The organism is Streptomyces montanisoli (assembly GCF_017813245.1).
GTDB lineage: Bacteria > Actinomycetota > Actinomycetes > Streptomycetales > Streptomycetaceae > Streptomyces > Streptomyces montanisoli.
This window is the reverse complement of the sequence record NZ_JAGIQL010000112.1, coordinates 1-22969: the sequence shown is the minus strand read 5'-3', so window position 1 is coordinate 22969 and position 22969 is coordinate 1. Positions and strand designations below refer to the sequence as shown.

Sequence of the window (22969 nt, the reverse complement as noted above, 5' to 3'; positions counted from 1 at the left end):
GGCGTGCCGCCCGTGCAGGGCGCCCCCGCCCGCGGGGCCGCCCTGCACGGGCGGCACGCCCTGGCCCGGCACGCCCGCCTGTGGCACCGGCTGCGCACGCATACCCTGCGAGGCGACGGGCCGGCCCACGACACCGGGCTGCTGCGGCGGTTGCCCGGCACCGCCGGACGTGGGAACGGGCGCGGGCATCAGCGGGTACCCCCCAGCGGGAGCGTGGCGAGCATGCCGGGCACCTGCTCCCTGTCCAGGCGCACCAGCGACGTGCGCACACCGCGCGCCGTACGCTCCAGTTCGTGGCGCGCGGTGAGGAGTTCCTCGTCGCTGCGGCCGGTGATCCGCACATGGCCGGCGACCGTGACGCCCTGGCGCTCGCCACGGCCCACGGTCAGGCTGAACGTCGTCGCCAGCGCCGGGATCGACGTCAGCAGCGCCACGAGATGCGGCATCGACGCGCCGCCCGCGCCCAGTTCCGGCCACCGCGCCACCCAGTACGTCGTGTGCCTGCGGTCGTCGCAGCGCCACGTGCGGGACGTCTCCTTGGTGCGCCTGCTCTGCGCGGCCGCCCTGCCCGCCTGGGCGATGGCCATCGGGCTCGCGCACGTGGACACCGCGATGGCGGACGTCAGCTCCTGGTCCGTCAGCACCGTCGCACGGAAACCCGCGCCTGCCAGCCGGCTCGCGAGCTGGTCCGCCGCGCGCACCGCGCACTTCTGCGCGCCCAGCAGCCCGCCGCCGCGCGCGGCCACCGCCTCGGCGCACAGCTCCGGGTCGAGCTTGAGCGCCACCCACGTGATCCGCAGGGCGGGCGCGCCCGTCTGCGCCTGGAGCGGTGCGTAGTTGCGGGCGGCCATCGACTGCGGTGGCAGGTGCGGCGCGGGCGCCGGCTGCGTGTGCTGGACGATCTGCGCCGACTCAAGCCGTATCCCGTCGAAGTCCAGGATCTCGCGCAGCAGCGCGACGGGCAGCGGACGCGCCGCGCGGTCGGCCCGCAGCGCCGAGCCGTCCGACTCGATGCGCACCACGGTGGTCAGGAACGTGCCGTCGCCGATCATGCCGACCGGGCGGCGGTCACGCTCGCTGTACACGTACGTGCGCAGCGCCGGGTCGCACTCGACGGCGGGCGCCAGGCCGGGCTCGACGTCCTGCGGGATCGCGAGCGCGGCGGCCCTGCGCGTCCGCCTGCGCAGCGCCATGGCCGTACCCAGCCACTCGGTCAGCGAGCGGCGGTGCCTGCGCACCACCGCCAGCAGTACGAGAACGGCCGCGACCACGCCTGCGGGTACCAGCATGAGCGGGCTGATGACCCAGCCCACCAGCAGCGCCGCCGCGGCCAGTTCGAACAGGACGATCTGCTGCATGCGCAGCGGCCCGAAGTGCCCAGGACGCGCCGTGCGGCCCGCCGCCGAGGGCGTCGCCGCGGGCGCGGGGGAGGGCGTGGCGGGCGGCCCCGCCGCGGCGGGTGGCGACTGTGTCGCGGATGCCATGCTGTGAATCCCCCCGAATCGTCCCGATCGGCCTGCGCGGCCGGGGCTTGACGGCCGGATCACCCTACCCGGCCCGGCGCTCCACCCGGCCAACAGGCATAGTAGGGGGCCGGTCCGACACTCGGGCAGGGCACGGGGGACACGCGCCGGCCGCTGCGCAGCAGGGCCGTACCGTGACTTCTTTTCACGAGTGGGGACTCATGGCATCACGGCGGGACGAGCTCAACGCGTACACCTTCGCGAAGAAGCGCACAGTGGCGTCTTTCCTGCAACCCTCGCTCACCGGGACCGAGGAGGGCGCGCCTCGCCCCATGCGGGCTGTCCTGCCCAGCCTGGTCGTCGGGGCCCTGGTGCTCGCGGGGTTCGGGGCGCTCGGCATGTTCAAGCCGACGGCGCCCAAGGACTGGGACAAGGCCGGCGCGAACGTCATCGTCGGCAAGCAGTCCACGACGCGGTACGTGGTGCTGCCGACCGGCTCGGGCAAGTCCAGGCACAACCTGCTCCACCCGGTGCTCAACCTCGCGTCGGCGCGGCTGCTGCTCGACCCGAACCAGTTCTCCGTCGTCCAGGTCGACGACAAGGTCCTCGACGCGGGCAAGCCCCCGCGCGGCGCCCTCATCGGCATCCCGTACGCGCCCGACCGGCTGCCCACGGCCGCGCAGGCGGGCAGCGCCAAGCGGTGGGCGGTGTGCGAGCAGCCGGGCGGTGGCAGCGGCGGCGGCGTGCAGAAGGCCGCGTTCGTCCTCGCCCAGCGGGATTTCAAGCGCACCGAGGGCAAAGACCGCCTGACCGGCGGCCAGACGCTCTACGTGCAGGGGCAGGACGGTGCGCGCTACCTGGTCGACCCGAGCGGCACGAAGTACCTGCTGAAGGGGAAGCAGGGCGACGGTCTCTCCACCGCCCTGATCGGCCAGGGCCGCGCCCCCCAGCCCGTCACCGACGACTGGCTGGCCACGCTGCACACCGGCACCCCCGTCGACTTCCCGCCGATCCCCGGCACGGTCGGCGAGGACGCGGGCGTCGGCGGCGGCCTCAGCGCGCGGCAGGACCGCGTGGGCATGGTGCTCAGCGCGCAGACCGGCTCGGGCCCGCAGAAGTACGTCGTACTGCCGGGCAAGGTGGAGCCCGTCACCGACTTCACCGCCTGGCTGCTGATCAATTCGCCGCAGACGGACTCCCTCAACATGACGGGCGCGGCGGCCACGGTCGACGCCCAGTCCCTCGCCCCGGAAGCCGGCTTCTTCGGGCAGGAGAACGACTGGCCCAAGGAGCGCGCCCAGCAGGTCAACGCGGTCGGCGGCAGCGGCGCGCGCGACACCGTGTGCAGCGTGCTGCGCAAGACCGGCAGCAGCGGCCGCACCGTCCTGTCGACCTGGGCCGGCACGTCGTACCCTGCCAAGATCACCGACGGCGGCGGCACCAGCACCTATGTCACGCCCGGCAGCGGCCTGCTCTACAACGAGGTGCAGGGCCACCAGTCGAAGGCGGGCGGCTCGCTGTTCCTCGTCACCGACACCGGCCTCAGGTACGCCGTACAGGCCAACGGCGACAGCGACTCGAAGCACTCGAACATCGGCGCGGGCGACGACCAGAAGACACAGGACGGACGTCCGCAGCCCAGCCAGGCGCAGATCCGGCTCGGGTACGAGAAGGTCAACCCGGTGCCCGTGCCGATTGCCTGGTCGGGCTTCCTGTCCAAGGGGCCGCGCCTCGACACCAACAGCGCGCGCCAGCCGCAGGGTTCGTAGGGGAGTGGCGATGACGTTCCGGTACGTCCCGGTGCTCCGGCGGGCCGCGGTGCTCGCCTCCGCCGCCGCGCTCGCGGGGCTCGCCGCACTGCCGCCCGCGGCTGCGGTCGCGGCCCCGCGCGGCGCCGCGCAAGCGCCCCTGGCCCTCGACGGCAGCGGCGAGTGCACGTTCCCGATGAAGAAGCAGATAGCGGGCACACCGTGGCCCCTCCAGCGCGTCCTCTTCGACGAACTGTGGAAGAAGACCAAGGGCAAGGGCGTACGGGTCGCCGTCATCGACACGGGCGTCGACAACGTCAACCCGCAGCTGAAGCCGGCCGTCGACGCGTCGGCGGGCAAGGACTACCTCGGCAAGACCGACGGCACCAAGGACGAGGTCGGCCACGGCACCAAGGTCGCCGGCATCATCGCCGCACGGCCGCGCGCCGGCACCGGCTTCGTCGGCCTCGCCCCCGAGGCCACCATCATCCCGATCCGGCAGAACGACGAGAAGAACAGCGGCAAGTCGGACACCATGGCCCAGGCCATCAAGTACGCCGTCTCCAAGGGCGCCGACGTCATCAACATCTCGCAGGACACGTCCGCGCCGCTCGGCCCGCAGTCGACCCTCGCACAGGCCGTCGCCTACGCACTCGCCCACCAGGTCGTGGTCGTCGCCTCGGCGGGCAACGACGGCACCGACGGCAAGGCACGCGACACCTACCCCGCCGCGTTCGACGGCGTCCTCGCCGTCGCCGCCTCCGACCGCGACAACGAACGCGCCGCGTTCTCCCAGTCGGGATCGTTCGTCGGGGTCGCGGCGCCCGGCGTCGACATCGTCTCGACCGTGCCGGGCGGCGGGCAGTGCCTCGACAACGGCACCAGCTTCTCCGCCCCGTACGTCGCCGGCGTCGCCGCGCTGCTGCGCGGGGAGCACCCCGACTGGACCGCGCGGGAGATCGTCGCGCAGATCGAGCAGACCGCCGAGCGCAGCATCAACGGCCACGACGACTTCATCGGCTGGGGCGTCGTCGACCCCGTCGCGGCCGTCAGCGGCGACGACGGGCCCATCGAGTCGCCGCACCCCGACCCCGGCCCCGCGAAGGCGCCCGCGCCGCAACCCGCCCACTTCTCCATGGCGGAGACACCGCGGCAGCGGGGGCAGCGGTACGCGACGTACACGTTCGCCACGGCGGTCGTACTCGTCGCGGTCGTCGGCGGGACCTCCGTCATCCTGCGCGACAGCCGCAGGAAGGCCGCGGCGCGCGGCAGCGCCGACCCGGATAGCGGGCAGGGGCCGCCCCCGGGAAGGTGACTTCCCGGTTGGAACAGCTGTACCGAATGGCTAAAGTTGCGGTGGGACCGTGCGTACGGTCCCGAACACGGGGGCGGCACCGAGCACTTCCCGCCCGCAGAGGCTTCGCAGGCAGACCAGGGGAAAGAGGGCAGGATGTCGCAGCACGGCAAAGACCTGAACGTAACCGCGGACGATCAGATCGACCTCGCCAACAGGATCCAGAACTTCCACGAGGAGCTCCAGCGCCGCATCACGTCGCTGAACAGCGTGGTCGACCGCATCCAGGCGGGCTGGCAGGGCGCCGCGAGCAAGGCGTACGACACCGCGCAGAACGACCTCAACACACGGCTGCGGTCCATGCGGGTCGACCTCGTCGAGCTGGAGCAGATCATGCGCATGAGCGCGCACGGCTTCACCAACGAGGAGCAGGACCGCATCGCGTCCTTCCGGAAGATGGACGACACGACGCAGGGTCAGAGCGCCATCCTCGGCATGGCCTGAGGCACGCCCCGAGCCACCTCCCCCCGGCGTTCACACCGCCGGGGACACCGTCTTCCCGCGTACGCGCGTACGCGACACCGAGGAGCGAGACATGACCACAGCAGTCAACTACGACACCGTCACCACAGCCGCGAGCGACGTCCGCCGCACGGCCAGTGACCTGACGCGTGAACTCACCGACCTGATGGCCCGGGTGAAGGCCGTCGCCGAGCACTGGGACGGCCAGGCGAAAGAGGCCTACCACGAGAAGCAGACGGACCTCACCAACCAGATGGACGGCATGAACCAGGACCTGGCGCGCATCGCGGCCCTCCTGGACCAGGCCGTCGTCGGCTACCAGGACACGGACCGCGGCAACGCCGCCCGGTTCCGCATGAGCATGGGCTGACAGGCCGGCGACATGCGGAAGGGGGGTGCCCACCCGGTGGGCACCCCCCTTCCGCACGCCCGCGAGCTATGCCTCCTGGGCGGTCGGCGGCTGCTGCGCGTCCAGGTCGAACTCGCCGTCCCGCGCGCCCAGCACGAACGCGTCCCACTCCGCCTTCGTGTACCGCAACACGGTGGCGTGGTCCTTCGACGACCGCATCGCCACGGCGCCCTCCGGCAGGTACGCGATCTCGACGCGCTCCTCGTCGTTCTCGGTCCCGGGCGCACCGAGCCACTCCACCCCGGAGATGTCCAGGGCGTAGAGCTCTTCCTTGACGCGCTGCTTGTCCACTGCCTCGGCCATCGGCGTCGTTCCTCCCGGCGGTGTCATGTCTGCTGTACGCAGCCGAGCCTACCTGCGAGGACGGCACCGGTTCAGGCCGTCGGCGAAGTCCGGCGGAGAGCGCCGGGAAGCAGCCGGGCCGCTTCCCGGCGCCGATCAGTCACGGCCGCTGCCCCGCTTGTAACGGCCCCGAGGCCCTACCGGCCATTCGCCGGCCGCCAGCTCGCCCAAGTAGACCTCCAGGGGAAGGTACGTCGGGGGAAAGTGCACTGGCGTTCCGTCCTTGGGCACGACCAGCACCCTGGTGAACGGGGCGAATCGCAGGTCGCCCGTCTCCAGGTGCTCCTTCGAGTCGAATGCGACGAGCCATGCCACCGCATGTTCGGATGACTTCTCCGGCAGCAGGACCGGTGTGTACGTCTCCCGGTGCCCGCCGAGGAACTCCCTCGCCGACGCGAACGCCGCTTCCTCGGATATCACGGTTCTCCCCCCGATTCGGATCTACCTGTCCGGCAGCCAGCCCGTCTGCACCAGCGGTGCGCCGCGTCTGCGGGTGACGAACGTGCCTCGTCCCGGGGGCATCTTGCGGGCCCTCACGTGGCCGAGGATGTCGCCCTCGCCAGGGTCGCCCGACAGGACGACGCCCTGGGCGCCCAGCTCCTTCACGCGCTGCAGGAAGGGCTCGAAGGACGAGCGTGACGCCCCCGCCGCGTTGCGCGCGACGATGAAGCGGACGCCGACGTCGCGCGCGAAGGGCAGGTTCTCCACCAGACGCGCCATCGGGTTGTTCGAGCCCGCCGCCACCAGTTCGTAGTCGTCGACGATCACGAACAGCTGCGGCCCCGACCACCAGCTGCGGTCGCGCAGCTGCTGCGGCGTGATGTCCGGCTTCGGCGCTCGCTTGCCCATCACCGTGGCGATCGCGTCCATGTGGACGTCCATCGCCGACGCCATCGGCGCGTACTCCAGCAGGTGCGTCGACGGGACGGCCTCCAGCAGCGAGCGCCGGTAGTCGCCCACCACGATGCGCGCCTGCTCCGGCGTGTACCGCTCGGCGATCTGCTTCGCCATCAGCCGCAGCAGCGCCGTCTTGCCCGACTCGCTCTCGCCGAAGACGACGAAGAACGGGTCCGTCTCGAAATCGACGAACACCGGCTCCAGGTTGGTCTCGTCGATGCCGATCGCGATGCCGTGCTCCGGGAACTCGAACCCCTTCGGCAGCTGCTCCGCCGGCAGCTTGCGCGGCAGCAGCCGCACGGCCGGTGCCGCCGGGCCCGACCAGTGGCCCCGCACGGACGCCACGAACGCGGCCGTGCCCTCGGACAGGTCCGACGCGCTGCTCACGCCGTCCATCCGCGGCAGGGCGCTCATAAAGTGCAGCTTCTCCGGGACCTGGCCGCGGCCCGGCACGCCCGGCGGCACGTTCGCGGCGACCTTGCGGTCGAACTCCGAGTCCATGACGTCACCGAGGCGCAGTTCGAGGCGGCCCAGCATCTGGTCCTTGAGCGCCGAGCGCACCTCCATGTACCGCGCGGCCGTCACCACGATGTGCACGCCGTAGCCGAGGCCGCGCGCCGCGATGTCCGCGATGACCGGCTCCAGCATGTCGTACTCGTTCTTGAAGCCGCCCCACCCGTCGATGATCAGGAAGACGTCGCCCCAGCTCTCGCCCGGCAGTTCGCCCGCGGCACGCCGGCGCCGGTACGTGCCGATCGAGTCGATGCCGTTGGCGCGGAAGAACTCCTCGCGCCGGTTCAGCACGCCGAGCACCTCGGCGACCGCGCGCCGCACACGCTCCGGGTCGAGCCGCGACGCGACCCCGCCCACATGGGGCAGGTCGGCGAGCGCGGACAGGCCGCCACCGCCGAAGTCCAACCCGTAGAACTGCACCTCCTGCGGCGTGTGCGTCAGCGCGAACGACGCCACCATCGTGCGCATCAGCGTCGACTTGCCGGACTGCGGGCCGCCCACCACGAGCATGTGGCCCGCCGCCCCGGAGAAGTCCCGGTACAGCACCTCGCGGCGCTGCTCGAAGGGCTTGTCGATCAGGCCGAGCGGCACCACGAGCCCGCCCGGGCGCGTGTAGTCGACGGCGTTGAGACCACGCTCGGGCGTCGGCGCGATGCCCGGCAGCAGGTAGTCCAGCGTCGGCGCCTGGTCCAGCGGCGGCAGCCACACCTGGTGCGCCGGCACGCCCTGACCGTCGAGACGCCGCACGATCACGTCGAGCACGGTGTCCGCCAGGGCCTCGTCCTCGCGCGTCGCGCGCGCCGGCTCACCGTCCGCGGGCCGCGCGTACACCACCGGCACGGGCGTCGCCGTGAAGAGGGTGGGCCGCCGCTCGACGGCCGGCTGCCCCACCGGCAGGTCCGGGCCCGCGGTACGGTACGTGGCCGACACGTACGCCGCCTTGAAGCGCGTCATGACGTCCGTGCCGAACTTGAGATAGCCGGATCCCGGCACCGCAGGCAAGTGGTAGGCGTCGGGCACGCCGAGCGCCGTGCGCGACTCCGCCGCGGAGAACGTCCGCAGACCGATCCGGTACGACAGGTACGTGTCGAGCCCGCGCAGCTTCCCCTCCTCCAGGCGCTGCGACGCGAGCAGCAGATGCACACCGAGCGACCTGCCGATGCGGCCGATCTGGATGAACATGTCGATGAAGTCGGGCTTCGCGGTGAGCAGTTCGGAGAACTCGTCGATGACGAGCACCATCGACGCCAGCGGTTCGAGCGCGGCGCCCGCGGCACGCGCCTTCTCGTAGTCGTGGATGTTCGCGTAGTTGCCCGCGGCCCGCAGCAGCTCCTGCCTGCGCTGCAGCTCGCCGCGGATCGCGTCGCCCATGCGGTCGACCAGCGTCAGGTCGTCCGCGAGGTTGGTGATGACCGCCGCCACGTGCGGCATCTGGGACATGCCCGCGAACGTCGCACCGCCCTTGAAGTCGGCGAGGACGAAGTTCAGCGTCTCCGACGAATGCGTCACCGCGAGGCCGAGCACCAGGGTGCGCAGCAGCTCCGACTTGCCGGAACCCGTCGCGCCCACGCACAGCCCGTGCGGGCCCATGCCCTCCTGCGCCGCCTCCTTGAGGTCGAGCATCACGGGCTGGCCGTCCTCGCCCACACCGATGGGCACCCGCAACCGCTCCGCCGTGGACCGCGGCCGCCACGTACGCGCCACGTCCACGGCGCCCGCGTCGCCGAGGTTCAGCAGGTCCGTGAAGTCGAGGTTGGCCAGCAGCGGCTCGTCCTCGTCGCCTCCGCCCGTGCGCAGCGGCGCGAGCTGGCGCGCCAGCGCCTCCGCCGCGGGCAGCGAGATCCCGTCGGGTGCGCCCTCGTACGCCACACCGCCGCCGGACTCCAGCCTCAGCCACCCCGGATGCACCACCACGGACAGGCCGCCGCGCGGCTCGTCCATGTCTCCCGGCACCAGCTCGACGATCGTCACGCCCTGCACGCCCTCGGCGGCGGCGAACAGCGAGTCGGGCGGGACCATCCCGCCGTCCAGCACCACCACGACGTGCGGCTGGTCCAGCACGGGATGGGTGTCCCTGCCGAACCGCGGCCGACCCTCCAGGCGCTGGCGCAGCAGCTGCTCGATCTCGCCGAGGTCGTCGCCGAACAACCGCCGCGTGCCCGCACCGTCGACCTGGCCGGGCGCCTGCGTGTGCGGCAGCCACTTCGTCCAGTCCCAGTGGGGCACCGCCTGCGGCGCGGCCACCACCGCGACCATCAGGTCCTCGGGCGAGTGCAGCGTCACCAGCTGGGACACCAGCGCCCGCGCCGCCGACCTGGCCGCGTCGGGATCGCCCGAGACCGTCACGTGGTAGAACGCCCGCATCGACACCGCCATCGGCAGGGAGTCGAGCGAACCGTGCACCGCGAGGAAGCGCTGCATCGCGCCCGCAGTCAGCGGCTCCAGCTCGTCGACGGGCGCCGTGTCGGGCGCCACCAGCGGCGTCGACAGCTGCTGCGCGCCGAGGCCGATCCGCGCCTGGCCGAAGTCCGCGTCGCCCACACGCCGTTCCCAGATCCTGGACCCCTCGGCGACGACCGCCCACAGCTGCTCGGGCGCGGGGTGCAGATACAGCTGCGCGTCGCGCTGGCCGCGCGCCGTCCTGCGGACCGTACGCCGCGACTGCGCCAGGTACTTCAGGTAGTCACGGCGCACATCGGCCATTTGCCCCTGCGTACCGCGCCGGAAGCGGAAGACCTGCGCGATGACCATGCCGACCGTGGAGACCAGCATCAGCACGCCCATGATGCGCATGAACGGAGCGGCCTGCGGCGAGAAGAAGAACACCACGGACGAGCCCATGCCGAGCACCGGGAGGACCTGCATCAGCATGCCCTCCCGCTGCCCTCTGGGCAGCTCTGGAGGAGCCTCCAGGGTCACTTGCTCCGTGGGCACTTCGGGCGGAAGCGACCGCGGCGGTCTTTTGACGACGATCTGGCTCACCGGCGCATCAATTCCTCAATCCGGGCGGATGGTTCCGTACCGGCGCCCCCGTGGCGGCGGCTCAATTGCGGCAGCGCGATCCTACTGGCAGCCACCGGCAACCACGCCCGGTAGGGTGGCGCGCGCACTGTGCGCAAGCGCGAACCCGGCGACGGCGGGACACCCGTGCGGCCGGCGCGGCGACCGGCGCCGTAACAGGGGATCCAGGGGGTCAGACACGTGAGTACGTCCGCGGCGACGGGTTTCTGTCGCGTCACTGTGGTGGCACCGGACAGCAGGATCGACGTGGCCCTGCCCGAGGACATCGCGGTCGCCGACATCTACCCGGAGATCCTGCGGCTGACCGGCCAGACCCAGCCCGCGGGCGCGCCGACCGGCTACCACCTCGTGCGGCGCGACGGCACCGTGCTCGACGGGGCGCGCACACTCGCCGCGCAGCGCGTGCTCGACGGCGAGGTGCTCGCGCTGCGGCCGTTCGCCGAGTCCCTGCCGCCGGCCGTGTTCGACGACGTGTCCGACGCGGTCGCCTCGGCGGTGCGGCGCGACCGCCACCTGTGGAGCGACGACCTCATGCGCGGCGCCGGCCTCTTCGCCGGCGGCCTCCTCCTCGTCCTCATGGGGTTCGTGCTGTGGTTCGCCGACCCGGTGCGCCACGACATGCACAGCCTGCCGGGCGTCATCGCGGGCGCCGCCGGTGTGCTGCTGACGGCCCTTTCCGGCGTACGGGCCCGCGTCTACGCGGACCGCGCCGCCGCCGTGGCCCTCGGCCTCGGCGCCCTGCCCCTGCTGATGATCGGCGGCTCCGGCATCATCGGCCCCGACGCGGGCCAGGGCCCCGGGCGCCTGCAGTTCCTGCTCGGCTGCGTCACCGTGCTGGTCGCCTCCGTCACGCTCGTCGCACTCACCCCGAGCGGTGACGCCCCCTTCGTCGCCGCCACCTTCCTGGCCGCCGTCGGCACCCTCGCCACGTTCGGCGCGATCCTCGCGGAGGCCTCGGCGACGGAGACCGCCGCGGTCTGCGCGCCCGTCGCCGTGGGCCTCGTCGCGTTCCTGCCCGGCCTGTCGGCCCGCTTCGCGCGGCTGCCCATCGGCTACGCGACGCCCCGCGGGGCCTCCGGCGGCCTGGACAACGCGGAGCCTGACCCGGCGGCCGTCGCGGAGCCCGTCGACACCGACCGCGTCGCCGCACAGGCGCGCCGCGGCCACGAGATGCTGCTCGGGCTCGTCGGCGGCTGCTCCGCCGTCGTCGTCGGCGCGGCCGCCGTGCTCGGCTTCTCCGACAACCTCTACGGGCAGCTCCTCGCGCTGGCGGCCGGTCTCGCGATGCTGCTGCGCGCGCGCCTGTTCCGCTACACCTCGCAGGTCAGCTGCGCGCTCGTCGCCGGCATCGCCGCGATCGCCCTGCTGGTGCTCGGCCTGTCGTTCAACCCGCCTGCCGGACCGCTCGGCGACCTCATGCGCGAGGGCGACCACGGCCCGCTCGACCTGCGCACCGTGTGGCTGGCCGCGAGCATCGCCGCAGGTGCCGCGCTGTTCACGGCCATCGGCCTGATCATCCCGCGCAAGGGGCTCTCGCCCTTCTGGGGACGCCTCCTCGACATCGCCGAGGGCGCCGTCCTGGTGTCGCTCGTGCCGCTGTGCCTCGCGGTCCTCGACGTCTTCGCCAGGGCGCGCGCGCTGACGAGCTGACGCCCGGCCGCACCCGGCGGACGGTGCGTGGCCGAGACGAGGCGCGGTCGCCCGGGTGCGTGGTCGGGACGGGTCCGACCGGCTGGTATTCTGGCGGTGACCCGTTCGTGTACCCACAGCTACGGCGCGGCCAAGCCGCGGACCGTACCGGGACAAGGCACGTACGGGACGGCCTCCCGAGTCACGGAAGCTTCCCGGAGAATTCGACCCGGGGCACTCGGCGGCCCACGAAGACCCACGAGGAGTACGAGTGTCGCTCGACACCGCCACCAAGAAGCAGATCATGGACGAGTTCGGCACCAAGGAGGGTGACACCGGCTCCCCCGAGGTCCAGGTCGCCATGCTGTCGCGCCGGATCTCGGACCTGACCGAGCACCTCAAGACCCACAAGCACGACCACCACTCGCGCCGTGGTCTGCTGATCCTGGTCGGTCAGCGCCGCCGCCTGCTGCAGTACCTCGCCAAGAAGGACATCCAGCGCTTCCGTACGCTGGTCGACCGCCTCGGCATCCGCCGCGGCGCCGCGGGCGCCAAGTAGCACCGTGCGAAGGGAGCGGTTCCCACCCCCGGGAACCGCTCCCTTCGCCGTATGCGCGGCCCGGCCGGAACGCCATGACCGGCGCGGGTTTAAGTACTCTGGCTGACGAGTACCGCACGCGTGCGGTACGAAGTGCAGTACAGAAGAGCAGTACAGAAGCACACGCAAGAGCACAGAAGACGCAACGAGGAGGAGCGCCCCACGCCGCCGCCGGTCCTCGGTAGTGGTATCCGGAAGACGCACAAGCGCCGCGGACACGCCCACGGGCGGCGCCCGCCACGCGCACCGGATGCTTCGATCGAAGACCGGCAAGCACCAGGGAGCGCCCCTCCCCACCGTCCGCCGCCACACGGGTGACGGACGAAGAAGAGGAGAAAACGCTGGTGGAGAACGAGACCCACTACGCCGAGGCCGTCATCGACAACGGCGCCTTCGGCACCCGCACCATCCGCTTCGAGACGGGCCGCCTGGCCAAGCAGGCCGCAGGCTCCGCCGTGGCGTACCTGGACGACGACACCATGGTGCTGTCGGCCACCACCGCATCGAAGAACCCCAAGGACCAGCTCGACTTCTTCCCCCTCACGGTGGACGTCGAGGAGCGCATGTACGCGGCCGGCAAGATCCCCGGCTCCTTCTTCCGCAGGGAGGGCCGCCCCTCCGAGGACGCCATCCTCACCTGCCGCCTGATCGACAGGCCGCTGCGCCCGTCCTTCAGGAAGGGCCTGCGCAACGAGATCCAGATCGTCGAGACGATCATGGCGCTCAACCCCGACCACCTCTACGACGTGGTCGCGATCAACGCCGCCTCCTGCTCCACGCAGCTGTCGGGCCTGCCCTTCTCCGGCCCGATCGGCGGCACCCGTGTCGCGCTGATCAAGGGCCAGTGGGTCGCCTTCCCGACGCACACCGAGCTGGAGGACGCCGTCTTCGACATGGTCGTCGCCGGCCGTGTCCTCGAGGACGGCGACGTCGCGATCATGATGGTCGAGGCCGAGGCCACGGAGAAGACCATCCAGCTGGTGAAGAACGGCGCCGAGGCCCCCACCGAGGAGGTCGTTGCCGCCGGACTCGAGGCCGCGAAGCCCTTCATCAAGGTCCTGTGCCGCGCCCAGTCCGACCTGGCGGCCAAGGCCGCCAAGCCGACCGGCGAGTTCCCGATCTTCCTCGACCACCAGGACGACGTCCTCGAGGCGCTCACCGCCGCCGTCAGGGACGAGCTCGCCCAGGCGCTCACCATCGCCGGCAAGCAGGACCGCGAGGCCGAGCTCGACCGCGTCAAGGGCCTCGCCGCCGAGAAGCTGCTCCCGCAGTTCGAGGGCCGCGAGAAGGAGATCTCCGCCGCCTACCGCACCCTGACGAAGAAGCTCGTCCGCGAGCGCGTCATCAAGGACAAGGTCCGCATCGACGGCCGTGGCGTGACGGACATCCGCACGCTCGCCGCCGAGGTCGAGGCCATCCCGCGCGTGCACGGCTCGGCGCTGTTCGAGCGCGGCGAGACGCAGATCCTGGGCGTCACCACGCTGAACATGCTCCGCATGGAGCAGCAGCTCGACACCCTGTCGCCCGTGACGCGCAAGCGCTACATGCACAACTACAACTTCCCGCCGTACTCCACCGGCGAGACCGGCCGCGTTGGGTCCCCGAAGCGCCGCGAGATCGGCCACGGCGCGCTCGCCGAGCGCGCCCTCGTGCCGGTCCTGCCCACGCGCGAGGAGTTCCCCTACGCGATCCGCCAGGTCTCCGAGGCGCTCGGCTCCAACGGCTCCACGTCGATGGGCTCCGTCTGCGCCTCCACCATGTCGCTGCTGAACGCCGGTGTGCCCCTCAAGGCCCCCGTCGCCGGCATCGCCATGGGCCTGATCTCCCAGGAGATCGAGGGCGAGACCCACTACGTCACCCTCACCGACATCCTCGGTGCGGAGGACGCCTACGGCGACATGGACTTCAAGGTCGCCGGCACCAAGACGTTCGTCACCGCGCTCCAGCTCGACACCAAGCTCGACGGCATCCCCGCCTCGGTGCTCGGCGCCGCGCTGAAGCAGGCCCGTGACGCGCGCCTGCACATCCTCGACGTGATGAACGAGGCCATCGACGTCCCCGACGAGATGTCCCCGAACGCGCCGCGGATCATCACCGTCAAGATCCCGGTGGACAAGATCGGCGAGGTCATCGGCCCCAAGGGCAAGATGATCAACCAGATCCAGGAGGACACCGGCGCCGACATCACGATCGAGGACGACGGCACCATCTACATCGGTGCCGCCGACGGGCCCGCCGCCGAGGCCGCCCGCACCACGATCAACGGCATCGCCAACCCGACCATGCCGGAGGTCGGCGAGCGCTACCTGGGCACGGTCGTCAAGACGACCACGTTCGGCGCGTTCGTCTCCCTGATGCCCGGCAAGGACGGCCTGCTGCACATCTCGCAGATCCGCAAGCTCGCCGGCGGCAAGCGCGTCGAGAACGTCGACGACGTCCTCGGCGTCGGCCAGAAGGTCCAGGTCGAGATCGCGGAGATCGACCAGCGCGGCAAGCTGTCCCTCATCCCCGTCATGGAGGGCGAGGACAGCGAAGGCAAGGGCGACGAGGCGAAGGACGCAGACGCCAAGTGACGTCACGGAGCCTCAAGGCGACGGCCCGCACCTCATCCGAGGCGCGGGCCGTCGCCCGTACCCGAACCCTCGTCAAGGGCGTGGACGGCGTCGGCACGGTCCGCCGCACGACGCTCCCCGGCGGCCTGCGCGTCGTCACCGAGACCCTGCCGTCGGTGCGCTCCGCGACCTTCGGCATCTGGGTCCAGGCCGGGTCGCGCGACGAGACCCCGGCGCTCGGCGGCGCCACCCACTACCTCGAACACCTCCTCTTCAAGGGCACCAAGCGGCGCAGCGCCCTCGACATCTCCTCCGCCATCGACGCGGTCGGCGGCGAGATGAACGCCTTCACGGCGAAGGAGTACACCTGCTACTACGCGCGCGTGCTCGACGACGACCTGCCGCTGGCCGTCGACATCGTCTGCGACATGCTCACCGGCTCCCTCATCGAGGCGGACGACGTCGAGGCGGAGCGCGGGGTCATCCTCGAAGAGATCGCGATGACCGACGACGACCCGGGCGACATCGTGCACGACCTGTTCGCGCACACCATGTTCGGCGACTCGCCCCTCGGCCGCCCCGTGCTCGGCACCGTCGACACCGTCGAGGGCCTCGACCGCGACCGCATCGCCCGCTACTACCGCAAGCACTACGACCCGCGGCACCTCATCGTCGCCGCCGCGGGCAACGTCGACCACACCGCACTCGTACGGCAGGTGCGCACGGCCTTCGAGCGGGCCGGTGCGCTGTCCGGCGGCGACGCGGCCCCCGCGGCGCCGCGCGCCGGCCGGCGGGCCCTGCGCACAGCCGGCAGGGTCGACGTCCTCGACCGCACCACCGAGCAGGCGCACGTCGTCCTCGGCATGCCGGGCCTCGCACGCACCGACGAGCGCCGCTGGGCGCTCGGGGCGCTCAACGCCGCACTGGGCGGCGGCATGAGCTCCCGCCTCTTCCAGGAGGTGCGCGAGAAGCGCGGGCTCGCCTACAGCGTCTACTCGTACACCTCGGGATTCGCCGACTGCGGCCTGTTCGGCGTGTACGCGGGCTGCCGGCCCGCCCAGGTCGGCGACGTCCTGAAGATCTGCCGCGACGAACTGGACCGCGTCGCCGCGGAAGGCCTCGACGAGGAAGAGCTCGGCCGCGCGATCGGGCAGCTCTCCGGCGCCACCGTCCTCGGTCTCGAGGACACCGGCGCGCTGATGAACCGGGTCGGCAAGAGCGAGCTGTGCTGGGGCGACCACCTCTCCACGGACGACCTGCTCGCCCGGATCGCCGCCGTCACCCCGGACGACGTACGCGAAGTGGCACGCGACGTCCTGGGACAGCGCCCCTCGCTCGCGGTCATCGGCCCGCTCGGCGACAAGGACGCGGCCCACCTCGACGAAGCGGTCTCCTGACCCACCACCACGATCCGAGAAGGAAGACCAAGCGATGAGCAAGCTGCGCGTTGCCGTACTCGGCGCCAAGGGCCGCATCGGCTCCGAGGCGGCACGGGCGGTCGAGGCCGCCGACGACATGGAGCTGGTCGCGGCCGTCGGCCGGGGCGACAAGCTGGAGGCGCTCGTCGAGTCCGGCGCCCAGGTCGCCGTCGAACTGACCACGCCCGCGTCCGTCATGGGCAACCTCGACTTCTGCGTGCGCCACGGCATCCACGCCGTCGTCGGCACCACGGGCTGGACCGGCGAACGCCTCGCCGAGCTCGGCACCTCGCTCGCGGCGTCGCCCGGCACGGGCGTGCTGATCGCGCCGAACTTCTCCATCGGGGCGGTGCTCACGATGAAGTTCTCGCAGATGGCGGCCCGCATGTTCGAGTCCGTCGAGATCGTGGAACTGCACCACCCGGGCAAGGCCGACGCGCCCTCGGGCACGGCCACGAGGACCGCCCAGCTCGTCGCCGAGGCACGTGCGGCCGCCGGCCTCGGCGACCAGCCGGACGCCACCCGCACCGCGCTGGAGGGCGCGCGTGGCGCCGACGTCGACGGCGTACCGGTGCACTCCGTGCGGCTGCGCGGCCTGCTCGCGCACCAGGAGGTCATCCTCGGCGGCGAGGGCGAGACCCTGACGATCCGGCACGACTCGCTGCACCACAGCAGCTTCATGCCGGGCGTGCTGCTCGGCGTGCGGCGCGTCGCGTCCGTACCGGGGCTCACGTACGGCCTGGAACACTTCCTCGACCTGAGCTGACGGGACCGGTCCTGACACACCCATGAGCGCGAAAATCACCTACGTCGTCGGCGCCGTCGTCCTCGTCTTCTACTTCGTCCTGGCGGGGAGCCGCGGCGTCTGGCTGATCCAGGCCGGCACGCCCGTCACCGTCGCCCTCGGCGTCGCGGTACTGATCCTGCCGCTCATCGGCGTCTGGTTCCTCTGGAAGAACACCCGCTTCGTCACCCGCGCCAACCGGCTCGCCGCCGAGCTGGACGCGGAGGGCGGCCTGCCCGTCGACGAGCTGGTCCGCACCCCCGGCGGCCGCATCGACAGGGCATCGGCCGACGCCGTCTTCGCGCGGCGCCGCGCCGAGACGGAGGACGCCCCGGACGACTGGCGCTGCTGGTTCAGGCTCGCCGTGGCCTACCGCGACGCCCGGGACACGCCGAGGGCCCGCAAGGCGATGCAGCGTGCCATAGCGCTCCACGACGGCACACCCGTCCGCGCCTGACACCCCGCGCCCCTCGCGGGCCCTCCGGACGGGCTCAGTGGGCGCGCTGGTACTCGGCGCCCCACGCCTCCACGGTGTCCGCCGCGCGCTCGAAGGCGTCGCCGCGCGAGAGGAAGTCCGCGCTGTGCGTCGTCAGCAGCGGCACGTGCTCGCCCCTGCGCCGTACGAGGACGAGGGCCTGCCCCTGGACCGTCCGCGGCAGACCGAGCCAGCGCACCGGCTGCTGCACCGTACGCACGGCCGACGCCTGGTTCCACGCCACGGTCGAGGTGTGCAGCAGGGAGACGCGGCGCACGCCGTGCCGGCTCACCCACGTGCCCATCCGCAGCATCCGCAGGGCCACCGCGATCACCACGGCGGCGACGACGGCGCACACGACGGCTCCGGAACCACCCGCCGCGAGGGCGGTGATCACGGTCGCGAGCAGGATGAACGAGGCGAGCAGCAGGAGCACGGCCGCGACCCCCACCCGCCAGGGGCCCAGCCGGTAGGGGCGCCGCCATTGGTCGTGGTCGTCGTACGGCAACGCGACATCGTCCGTCGCGTCGAATCCACGACCGGCCGTCATAAAGGGCAAGGGCACGACTGATCCTCACTCACAAGCACGCTCGAATTGCTGTGCCCGGTGAGGCTACCGAGCCGCCGCACCCCCGGACCACCCGAGGGGGCCGGACGGGGTGCGCGGCGGGGCTCAGTGGTGGCGCGCCGCCTCCGACTGCTGCACGTGGTGGAGCGTCGGGTTGGACTGCAGCGCGGGCACGCCGAACAGCAGCGATCCCGTGAACGCGGCCGCGATGACCAGCCCGATCAGCAGCCGGCCCGCGATCTCACCACGAGCGGGCCGTCGCTTCGGCGGCGGCTCGACGTTGCTGCGGAAGCGGTCGGTCTCGGCGAGAAAGGTGAACGGTACGTCCTCGCGCCGGCGGAACATGGTGCGTACTCCCTGGTTGTCCGTGCTGACTGTGGTGTCCTGCTGTTCCGTAGGACGCGAAACAAACCGATCAGGTGCCCGAATTCCCCGAAAGAAGGGGAACGACCTGGTAACGAGCACCCTCGGCGACCCGGAGAAGCCCGCACTCTAGAGTGGCCCAGGCAGTCGTACAGAACGGAAGGACCCGCGGGTGAAGAGCGACAAGGCCGGGCCGGAGCCGAGTTTCCGCAGCGATGTCACCGTCGAGTTGGTGAAGCACAGCGCCTCCGACACCGACGTCCTGTGGGCGGCGCGCGTCTCCACGGCGGGCGAGCAGTCGCTCGACGAGCTGACGAAGGACCCGGAGCGGTCGAAGGGCCTGCTCAACTACCTGATGCGGGACCGCCACGGCAGCCCGTTCGAGCACAACTCGATGACCTTCTTCGTCACCGCGCCGATCTTCGTCTTCCGCGAGTTCATGCGCCACCGCGTCGGCTGGTCCTACAACGAGGAGTCCGGCAGGTACCGGGAGCTGCAGCCCGTGTTCTACGTGCCGGGGGAGGACCGCAAGCTGGTGCAGCGCGGCCGCCCGGGGAAGTACGAGTTCGTGCACGGGACGCCCGAGCAGCACAAGACGGTCACCGAGGCCATGGAGGAGTCCTACCGGCGCTCGTACGCCGCTTACCAGGAGATGCTGGAGGCGGGTGTCGCCCGCGAGGTGGCCAGGGCGACGCTCCCCGTGGGCCTGTTCTCGTCGATGTACGCCACGTGCAACGCGCGCTCGCTGATGCACTTCCTCGGCCTGCGCACGCAGCACGAGCTGGCGAAGGTGCCCTCGTTCCCGCAGCGGGAGATCGAGATGGTCGGCGAGCGGATGGAGGAGCACTGGCGGCTCCTGATGCCGCTGACCCACGCGGCGTTCAACGCGAACGGCCGGGTCGCCCCCTGACCTGGGGCGGAACCGAGGGGGCACAGATGTACGGGCCACCGACCGAGGTGTCCGTATTGCGGTGTTTCGAGAAGTTCATCTAGGCTGATCAAACGGACCCGGCACTGCCTGAACCCCCGAGCAGGCAGTGCCGGGCTCCTCCTGTCCGGCGCCCCGAGACCACACCCGGGGCTGAGCAGCGAGTAGCGTGTTACCCATGGCTCCGACCTCCACACCGCAGACCCCCTTCGGGAGGGTCCTCACCGCCATGGTCACGCCCTTCACGGCGGACGGCGCGCTCGACGTCGACGGTGCCCAGCGGCTCGCCACCCAGCTGGTGGACGCGGGCAATGACGGCCTGGTACTCAGCGGCACCACCGGTGAGTCCCCCACCACCACGGACGCGGAGAAAGAGCAGCTGCTACGGGCCGTGGTCGAGGCGGTCGGAGACCGCGCCCACGTCATCACCGGCGTCGGCACGAACGACACCCGCCACACCCTGGAGCTCGCGCGCACCGCGCAGCGGGCCGGCGCCCACGGCCTCCTGGCCGTCACGCCGTACTACAGCAAGCCGCCCCAGGAAGGCATTTACCAGCACTTCACCGCCATCGCCGACGCCACCGACCTCCCGGTGATGCTCTACGACATCCCCGGCCGCACCGGCGTCCCGATCGACACCGAGACGATGATCCGCCTCGGCGGGCACCCGAGGATCGTCGCGAACAAGGACGCCAAGGGCGACCTCGGACGCGCCAGCCTCGCCATCGCCGAGTCGGGACTCGCCTGGTACTCGGGCGACGACATGCTGAACCTGCCGCTGCTCTCCGTCGGAGCCGTCGGCTTCGTCTCCGTGGTCGGCCACGTGGCCACCCCCGAACTGCGCTCGCTCGTCGAGGCGTTCAGCCACGGCGACGTGCAGAAGGCCGCGGAGATCCACCAGCGGCTGCTGCCGGTCTTCATCGGCATGTTCCGCACGCAGGGCGTCATCACCACCAAGGCGGCCCTCGCCCTGCGCGGCCTGCCCGGCGGACCGCTGCGGCTGCCGCTGGTCGGACTCACCGAGCAGGAAACCGCGCAGCTGAAGCTCGACCTCGCCGCGGGCGGGGTACAGCTCTGACAACGGACTTCACAACTGAATACCCGAAGCCGCAGCCACGCGGACACGCGGCGGCCAAGGCGACGGCGCAGCAAACGGGAGACCGCTCCCGGAACAGACAACTGCAAGTGCACGAATGTCACACGCGCCACGTGCCTCAGCGGCACGTGGCGCGTGTGGTGAGGAGAGTCTTTTGAGTCATCCGCATCCCGAACTGGGCGCCCCGCCGAAGCTGCCCAAGGGCGGCCTCCGCGTCACCCCCCTCGGTGGCCTCGGTGAGATCGGCCGCAACATGACGGTCTTCGAGTACGGCGGCCGCCTGCTCATCGTCGACTGCGGCGTCCTCTTTCCCGAGGAGGAGCAGCCCGGGATCGACCTGATCCTGCCCGACTTCACCACGCTGGAGAACCGGCTCGGCGACATCGAGGGCGTCGTCCTGACGCACGGCCACGAGGACCACATCGGCGGCGTGCCCTACCTGCTGAGGCTGAAGCCCGACATCCCGCTGATCGGCTCCAAGCTGACCCTCGCGCTGATCGAGGCGAAGCTCCAGGAGCACCGCATCCGCCCGTACACCCTGGAGGTGGCGGAGGGGCACCGCGAACGCATCGGCCCCTTCGACTGCGAGTTCGTCGCCGTCAACCACTCCATCCCGGACGCACTCGCCGTCGCGATCCGCACGCCCGCGGGCATGGCGGTGCACACCGGCGACTTCAAGATGGACCAGCTGCCGCTCGACCGCAGGCTCACCGACCTGCCCACCTTCGCCAAGCTCGGCGAAGAGGGCATCGACCTGCTCCTGGCGGACTCCACCAACGCCGAGGTCCCCGGCTTCGTGCCGCCGGAGCGCGACATCACCGGGGTGCTGCGCCAGGTCTTCGCCGGAGCGCGGAAGCGGGTGATCGTGGCCAGCTTCGCAAGCCACGTGCACCGCATCCAGCAGATCCTCGACACGGCGCACGAGTACGGCCGCCGCGTGGCCTTCGTCGGACGCTCCATGGTCCGCAACATGGGCATCGCGCGTGAGCTTGGCTACCTGAAGGCAGCCCCTGGACTCGTCGTCGACGTCAAGACCCTGGACGACCTGCCGGACGACGAGATCGTCCTCGTCTGCACGGGCTCCCAGGGCGAGCCGATGGCGGCGCTGTCCCGCATGGCCAACCGCGACCACCAGATCAGGATCGTCCAGGGCGACACCGTGATCCTGGCGTCGTCCCTGATCCCGGGCAACGAGAACTCGGTCTACCGAGTGATCAACGGCCTCACCCGGTGGGGCGCGAACGTCGTGCACAAGGGCAACGCCAAGGTGCACGTCTCGGGCCACGCCTCGGCCGGCGAGCTGCTGTACTTCTACAACATCTGCAAGCCGAAGAACCTCATGCCGGTCCACGGCGAATGGCGCCACCTGCGCGCCAACGCCGAGCTCGGCGCGCTGACGGGCGTCCCGAAGGACCACATCGTCATCGCGGAGGACGGCGTGGTCGTCGACCTGGTCGACGGCAAGGCGAAGATCACCGGCAAGGTCCAGGCCGGCTACGTCTACGTCGACGGCCTCTCCGTCGGCGATGTGGACGAGACGTCGCTGAAGGACCGCCGCATCCTCGGCGACGAGGGCATCGTGTCGGTATTCGTGGTGGTCGACTCCACGACCGGCAAGGTCGTCGGCGGCCCGCACGTCCAGGCGCGCGGTTCCGGCATCGACGACGCGGCTTTCGCGGCGGTGCTGCCGAAGATCGACGAGGCGATCGCGAGATCGGCGCAGGACGGTGTCTCCGAACCCCACCAGATCCAGCAGCTGATCCGTCGCACGCTGGGCAAGTGGGTCTCCGACACCTACCGCAGGCGCCCGATGATCCTGCCCGTGGTGGTCGAGGTCTGACGGCCCGTCGGCGCTCGCGCCGGCACCTCTCGGGAGCGGGGGGCCTCGATTTGCATCGAGGCCCCCCGCTCCGTTAGGTTTCAGTCTCCACCGGAACGCAGCAGTGGGCACGCATGTGCCCACGGGAACCTGCGGGAAGGTGGGAAAACGACTCCGAAACTTCTGATAAAGTCGGGGTCAGCCGAAAGGCAGGAAACACCGAAGGGAAAGCGCCCGGAGGAAACCTGAGAGGGTTTTCGAAGGAAGCGTCCGTTCCTTGAGAACTCAACAGCGTGCTAAAAGTCAACGCCAGATATGTTGATACCCCTGGTCTGCCGGGCCTGTGTGCCTGGTGGATTTGGGTTCCTTTGTAGTAACACAGCGAGGACGCTGTGAACAGGACGGGATTATTCCTTCCTCCTGTTCCGCTCTCGTGGTGCTTGAAGCATTCACGGAGAGTTTGATCCTGGCTCAGGACGAACGCTGGCGGCGTGCTTAACACATGCAAGTCGAACGATGAAGCCTTTCGG

General features: G+C 71.2%; 19 protein-coding genes and 1 rRNA gene. 14 read left to right on the top strand and 6 right to left on the bottom strand.

Annotation, left to right across the window (positions count from 1 at the left end; genetic code table 11):
* Positions 1 to 188: 188 nt before the first annotated feature.
* A complete protein-coding gene (gene eccE / locus JFN87_RS23275; RefSeq protein ID WP_209342909.1) occupies positions 189 to 1484 on the bottom strand; it encodes a type VII secretion protein EccE in 1296 nt (431 codons plus the stop codon).
* Positions 1485 to 1684: 200 nt separating this feature from the next.
* On the opposite strand from eccE, the gene eccB reads away from it, so the two are divergent.
* The 4 genes from eccB (at position 1685) to JFN87_RS23260 (ending at position 5397) form a co-directional block, all read left to right on the top strand.
* Entirely contained in the window at positions 1685 to 3232 is a 1548-nt protein-coding gene (gene eccB, locus JFN87_RS33810; protein ID WP_245180974.1) for a type VII secretion protein EccB, read from the top strand.
* Positions 3233 to 3242: 10 nt separating this feature from the next.
* Positions 3243 to 4526, top strand: coding sequence for a type VII secretion-associated serine protease mycosin (gene mycP / locus JFN87_RS23270; protein WP_245180973.1), 1284 nt, complete (start codon positions 3243 to 3245; stop codon positions 4524 to 4526).
* A 135-nt stretch (positions 4527 to 4661) separates the two neighbouring features.
* Entirely contained in the window at positions 4662 to 5009 is a 348-nt protein-coding gene (locus JFN87_RS23265) for a WXG100 family type VII secretion target (RefSeq protein ID WP_209342907.1), read from the top strand.
* Positions 5010 to 5100: 91 nt separating this feature from the next.
* Positions 5101 to 5397, top strand: a complete 297-nt coding sequence (locus JFN87_RS23260) for a WXG100 family type VII secretion target (protein WP_209342906.1) — start codon at positions 5101 to 5103, stop codon at positions 5395 to 5397.
* A gap of 66 nt (positions 5398 to 5463) precedes the next feature.
* Here the strand turns inward: JFN87_RS23260 and JFN87_RS23255 are convergent, their stop codons facing one another.
* From JFN87_RS23255 to eccCa, 3 genes are all read right to left on the bottom strand, one after another.
* Positions 5464 to 5739, bottom strand: coding sequence for a DUF397 domain-containing protein (locus JFN87_RS23255; RefSeq protein ID WP_209342904.1), 276 nt, complete (start codon positions 5737 to 5739; stop codon positions 5464 to 5466).
* Between the two features lie 135 nt (positions 5740 to 5874).
* Positions 5875 to 6198, bottom strand: a complete 324-nt coding sequence (locus JFN87_RS23250) for a YrhB domain-containing protein (protein WP_209342903.1) — start codon at positions 6196 to 6198, stop codon at positions 5875 to 5877.
* A gap of 21 nt (positions 6199 to 6219) precedes the next feature.
* Complete coding sequence (gene eccCa / locus JFN87_RS23245) at positions 6220 to 10170, bottom strand: type VII secretion protein EccCa (RefSeq protein ID WP_209342901.1); 3951 nt, start codon at positions 10168 to 10170, stop codon at positions 6220 to 6222.
* Positions 10171 to 10389: 219 nt separating this feature from the next.
* On the opposite strand from eccCa, the gene eccD reads away from it, so the two are divergent.
* The 6 genes from eccD (at position 10390) to JFN87_RS23215 (ending at position 17647) form a co-directional block, all read left to right on the top strand.
* Positions 10390 to 11859: a type VII secretion integral membrane protein EccD gene (gene eccD / locus JFN87_RS23240; protein ID WP_209342900.1), complete on the top strand. Its 1470-nt coding sequence runs from the start codon at positions 10390 to 10392 to the stop codon at positions 11857 to 11859.
* A 250-nt stretch (positions 11860 to 12109) separates the two neighbouring features.
* Positions 12110 to 12397, top strand: coding sequence for a 30S ribosomal protein S15 (rpsO, locus tag JFN87_RS23235; protein ID WP_030911004.1), 288 nt, complete (start codon positions 12110 to 12112; stop codon positions 12395 to 12397).
* Positions 12398 to 12780: 383 nt separating this feature from the next.
* Entirely contained in the window at positions 12781 to 15009 is a 2229-nt protein-coding gene (locus JFN87_RS23230) for a polyribonucleotide nucleotidyltransferase (protein ID WP_209342910.1), read from the top strand.
* Complete coding sequence (locus JFN87_RS23225; RefSeq protein WP_209342899.1) at positions 15006 to 16385, top strand: M16 family metallopeptidase; 1380 nt, start codon at positions 15006 to 15008, stop codon at positions 16383 to 16385. Before JFN87_RS23230 ends, JFN87_RS23225 begins: the two co-directional genes overlap by 4 nt.
* Positions 16386 to 16419: 34 nt before the next feature.
* Positions 16420 to 17172 carry a 4-hydroxy-tetrahydrodipicolinate reductase gene (gene dapB / locus JFN87_RS23220; protein WP_209342898.1) on the top strand — a complete coding sequence of 251 codons (753 nt, stop codon included), beginning with the start codon at positions 16420 to 16422 and terminating at the stop codon, positions 17170 to 17172.
* Between the two features lie 22 nt (positions 17173 to 17194).
* Positions 17195 to 17647 carry a tetratricopeptide repeat protein gene (locus tag JFN87_RS23215; protein ID WP_209342897.1) on the top strand — a complete coding sequence of 151 codons (453 nt, stop codon included), beginning with the start codon at positions 17195 to 17197 and terminating at the stop codon, positions 17645 to 17647.
* Positions 17648 to 17681: 34 nt separating this feature from the next.
* Here the strand turns inward: JFN87_RS23215 and JFN87_RS23210 are convergent, their stop codons facing one another.
* Entirely contained in the window at positions 17682 to 18230 is a 549-nt protein-coding gene (locus JFN87_RS23210) for an SCO5741 family PH domain-containing membrane protein (protein WP_209342895.1), read from the bottom strand.
* A gap of 108 nt (positions 18231 to 18338) precedes the next feature.
* Positions 18339 to 18578 (bottom strand): hypothetical protein, encoded by a 240-nt coding sequence (locus JFN87_RS23205; RefSeq protein ID WP_030911016.1) that lies wholly within the window; start codon positions 18576 to 18578, stop codon positions 18339 to 18341.
* 190 nt (positions 18579 to 18768) lie between these two features.
* On the opposite strand from JFN87_RS23205, the gene thyX reads away from it, so the two are divergent.
* The 4 genes from thyX to JFN87_RS23185 all read left to right on the top strand — a co-directional run.
* Positions 18769 to 19506: an FAD-dependent thymidylate synthase gene (gene thyX / locus JFN87_RS23200; RefSeq protein ID WP_209342894.1), complete on the top strand. Its 738-nt coding sequence runs from the start codon at positions 18769 to 18771 to the stop codon at positions 19504 to 19506.
* A gap of 196 nt (positions 19507 to 19702) precedes the next feature.
* Complete coding sequence (gene dapA, locus JFN87_RS23195) at positions 19703 to 20602, top strand: 4-hydroxy-tetrahydrodipicolinate synthase (protein WP_209342893.1); 900 nt, start codon at positions 19703 to 19705, stop codon at positions 20600 to 20602.
* A gap of 172 nt (positions 20603 to 20774) precedes the next feature.
* Positions 20775 to 22460: a ribonuclease J gene (locus JFN87_RS23190; RefSeq protein ID WP_209342892.1), complete on the top strand. Its 1686-nt coding sequence runs from the start codon at positions 20775 to 20777 to the stop codon at positions 22458 to 22460.
* 427 nt (positions 22461 to 22887) lie between these two features.
* Positions 22888 to 22969: ribosomal RNA gene (locus JFN87_RS23185) — 16S ribosomal RNA — on the top strand; the annotation flags it as partial.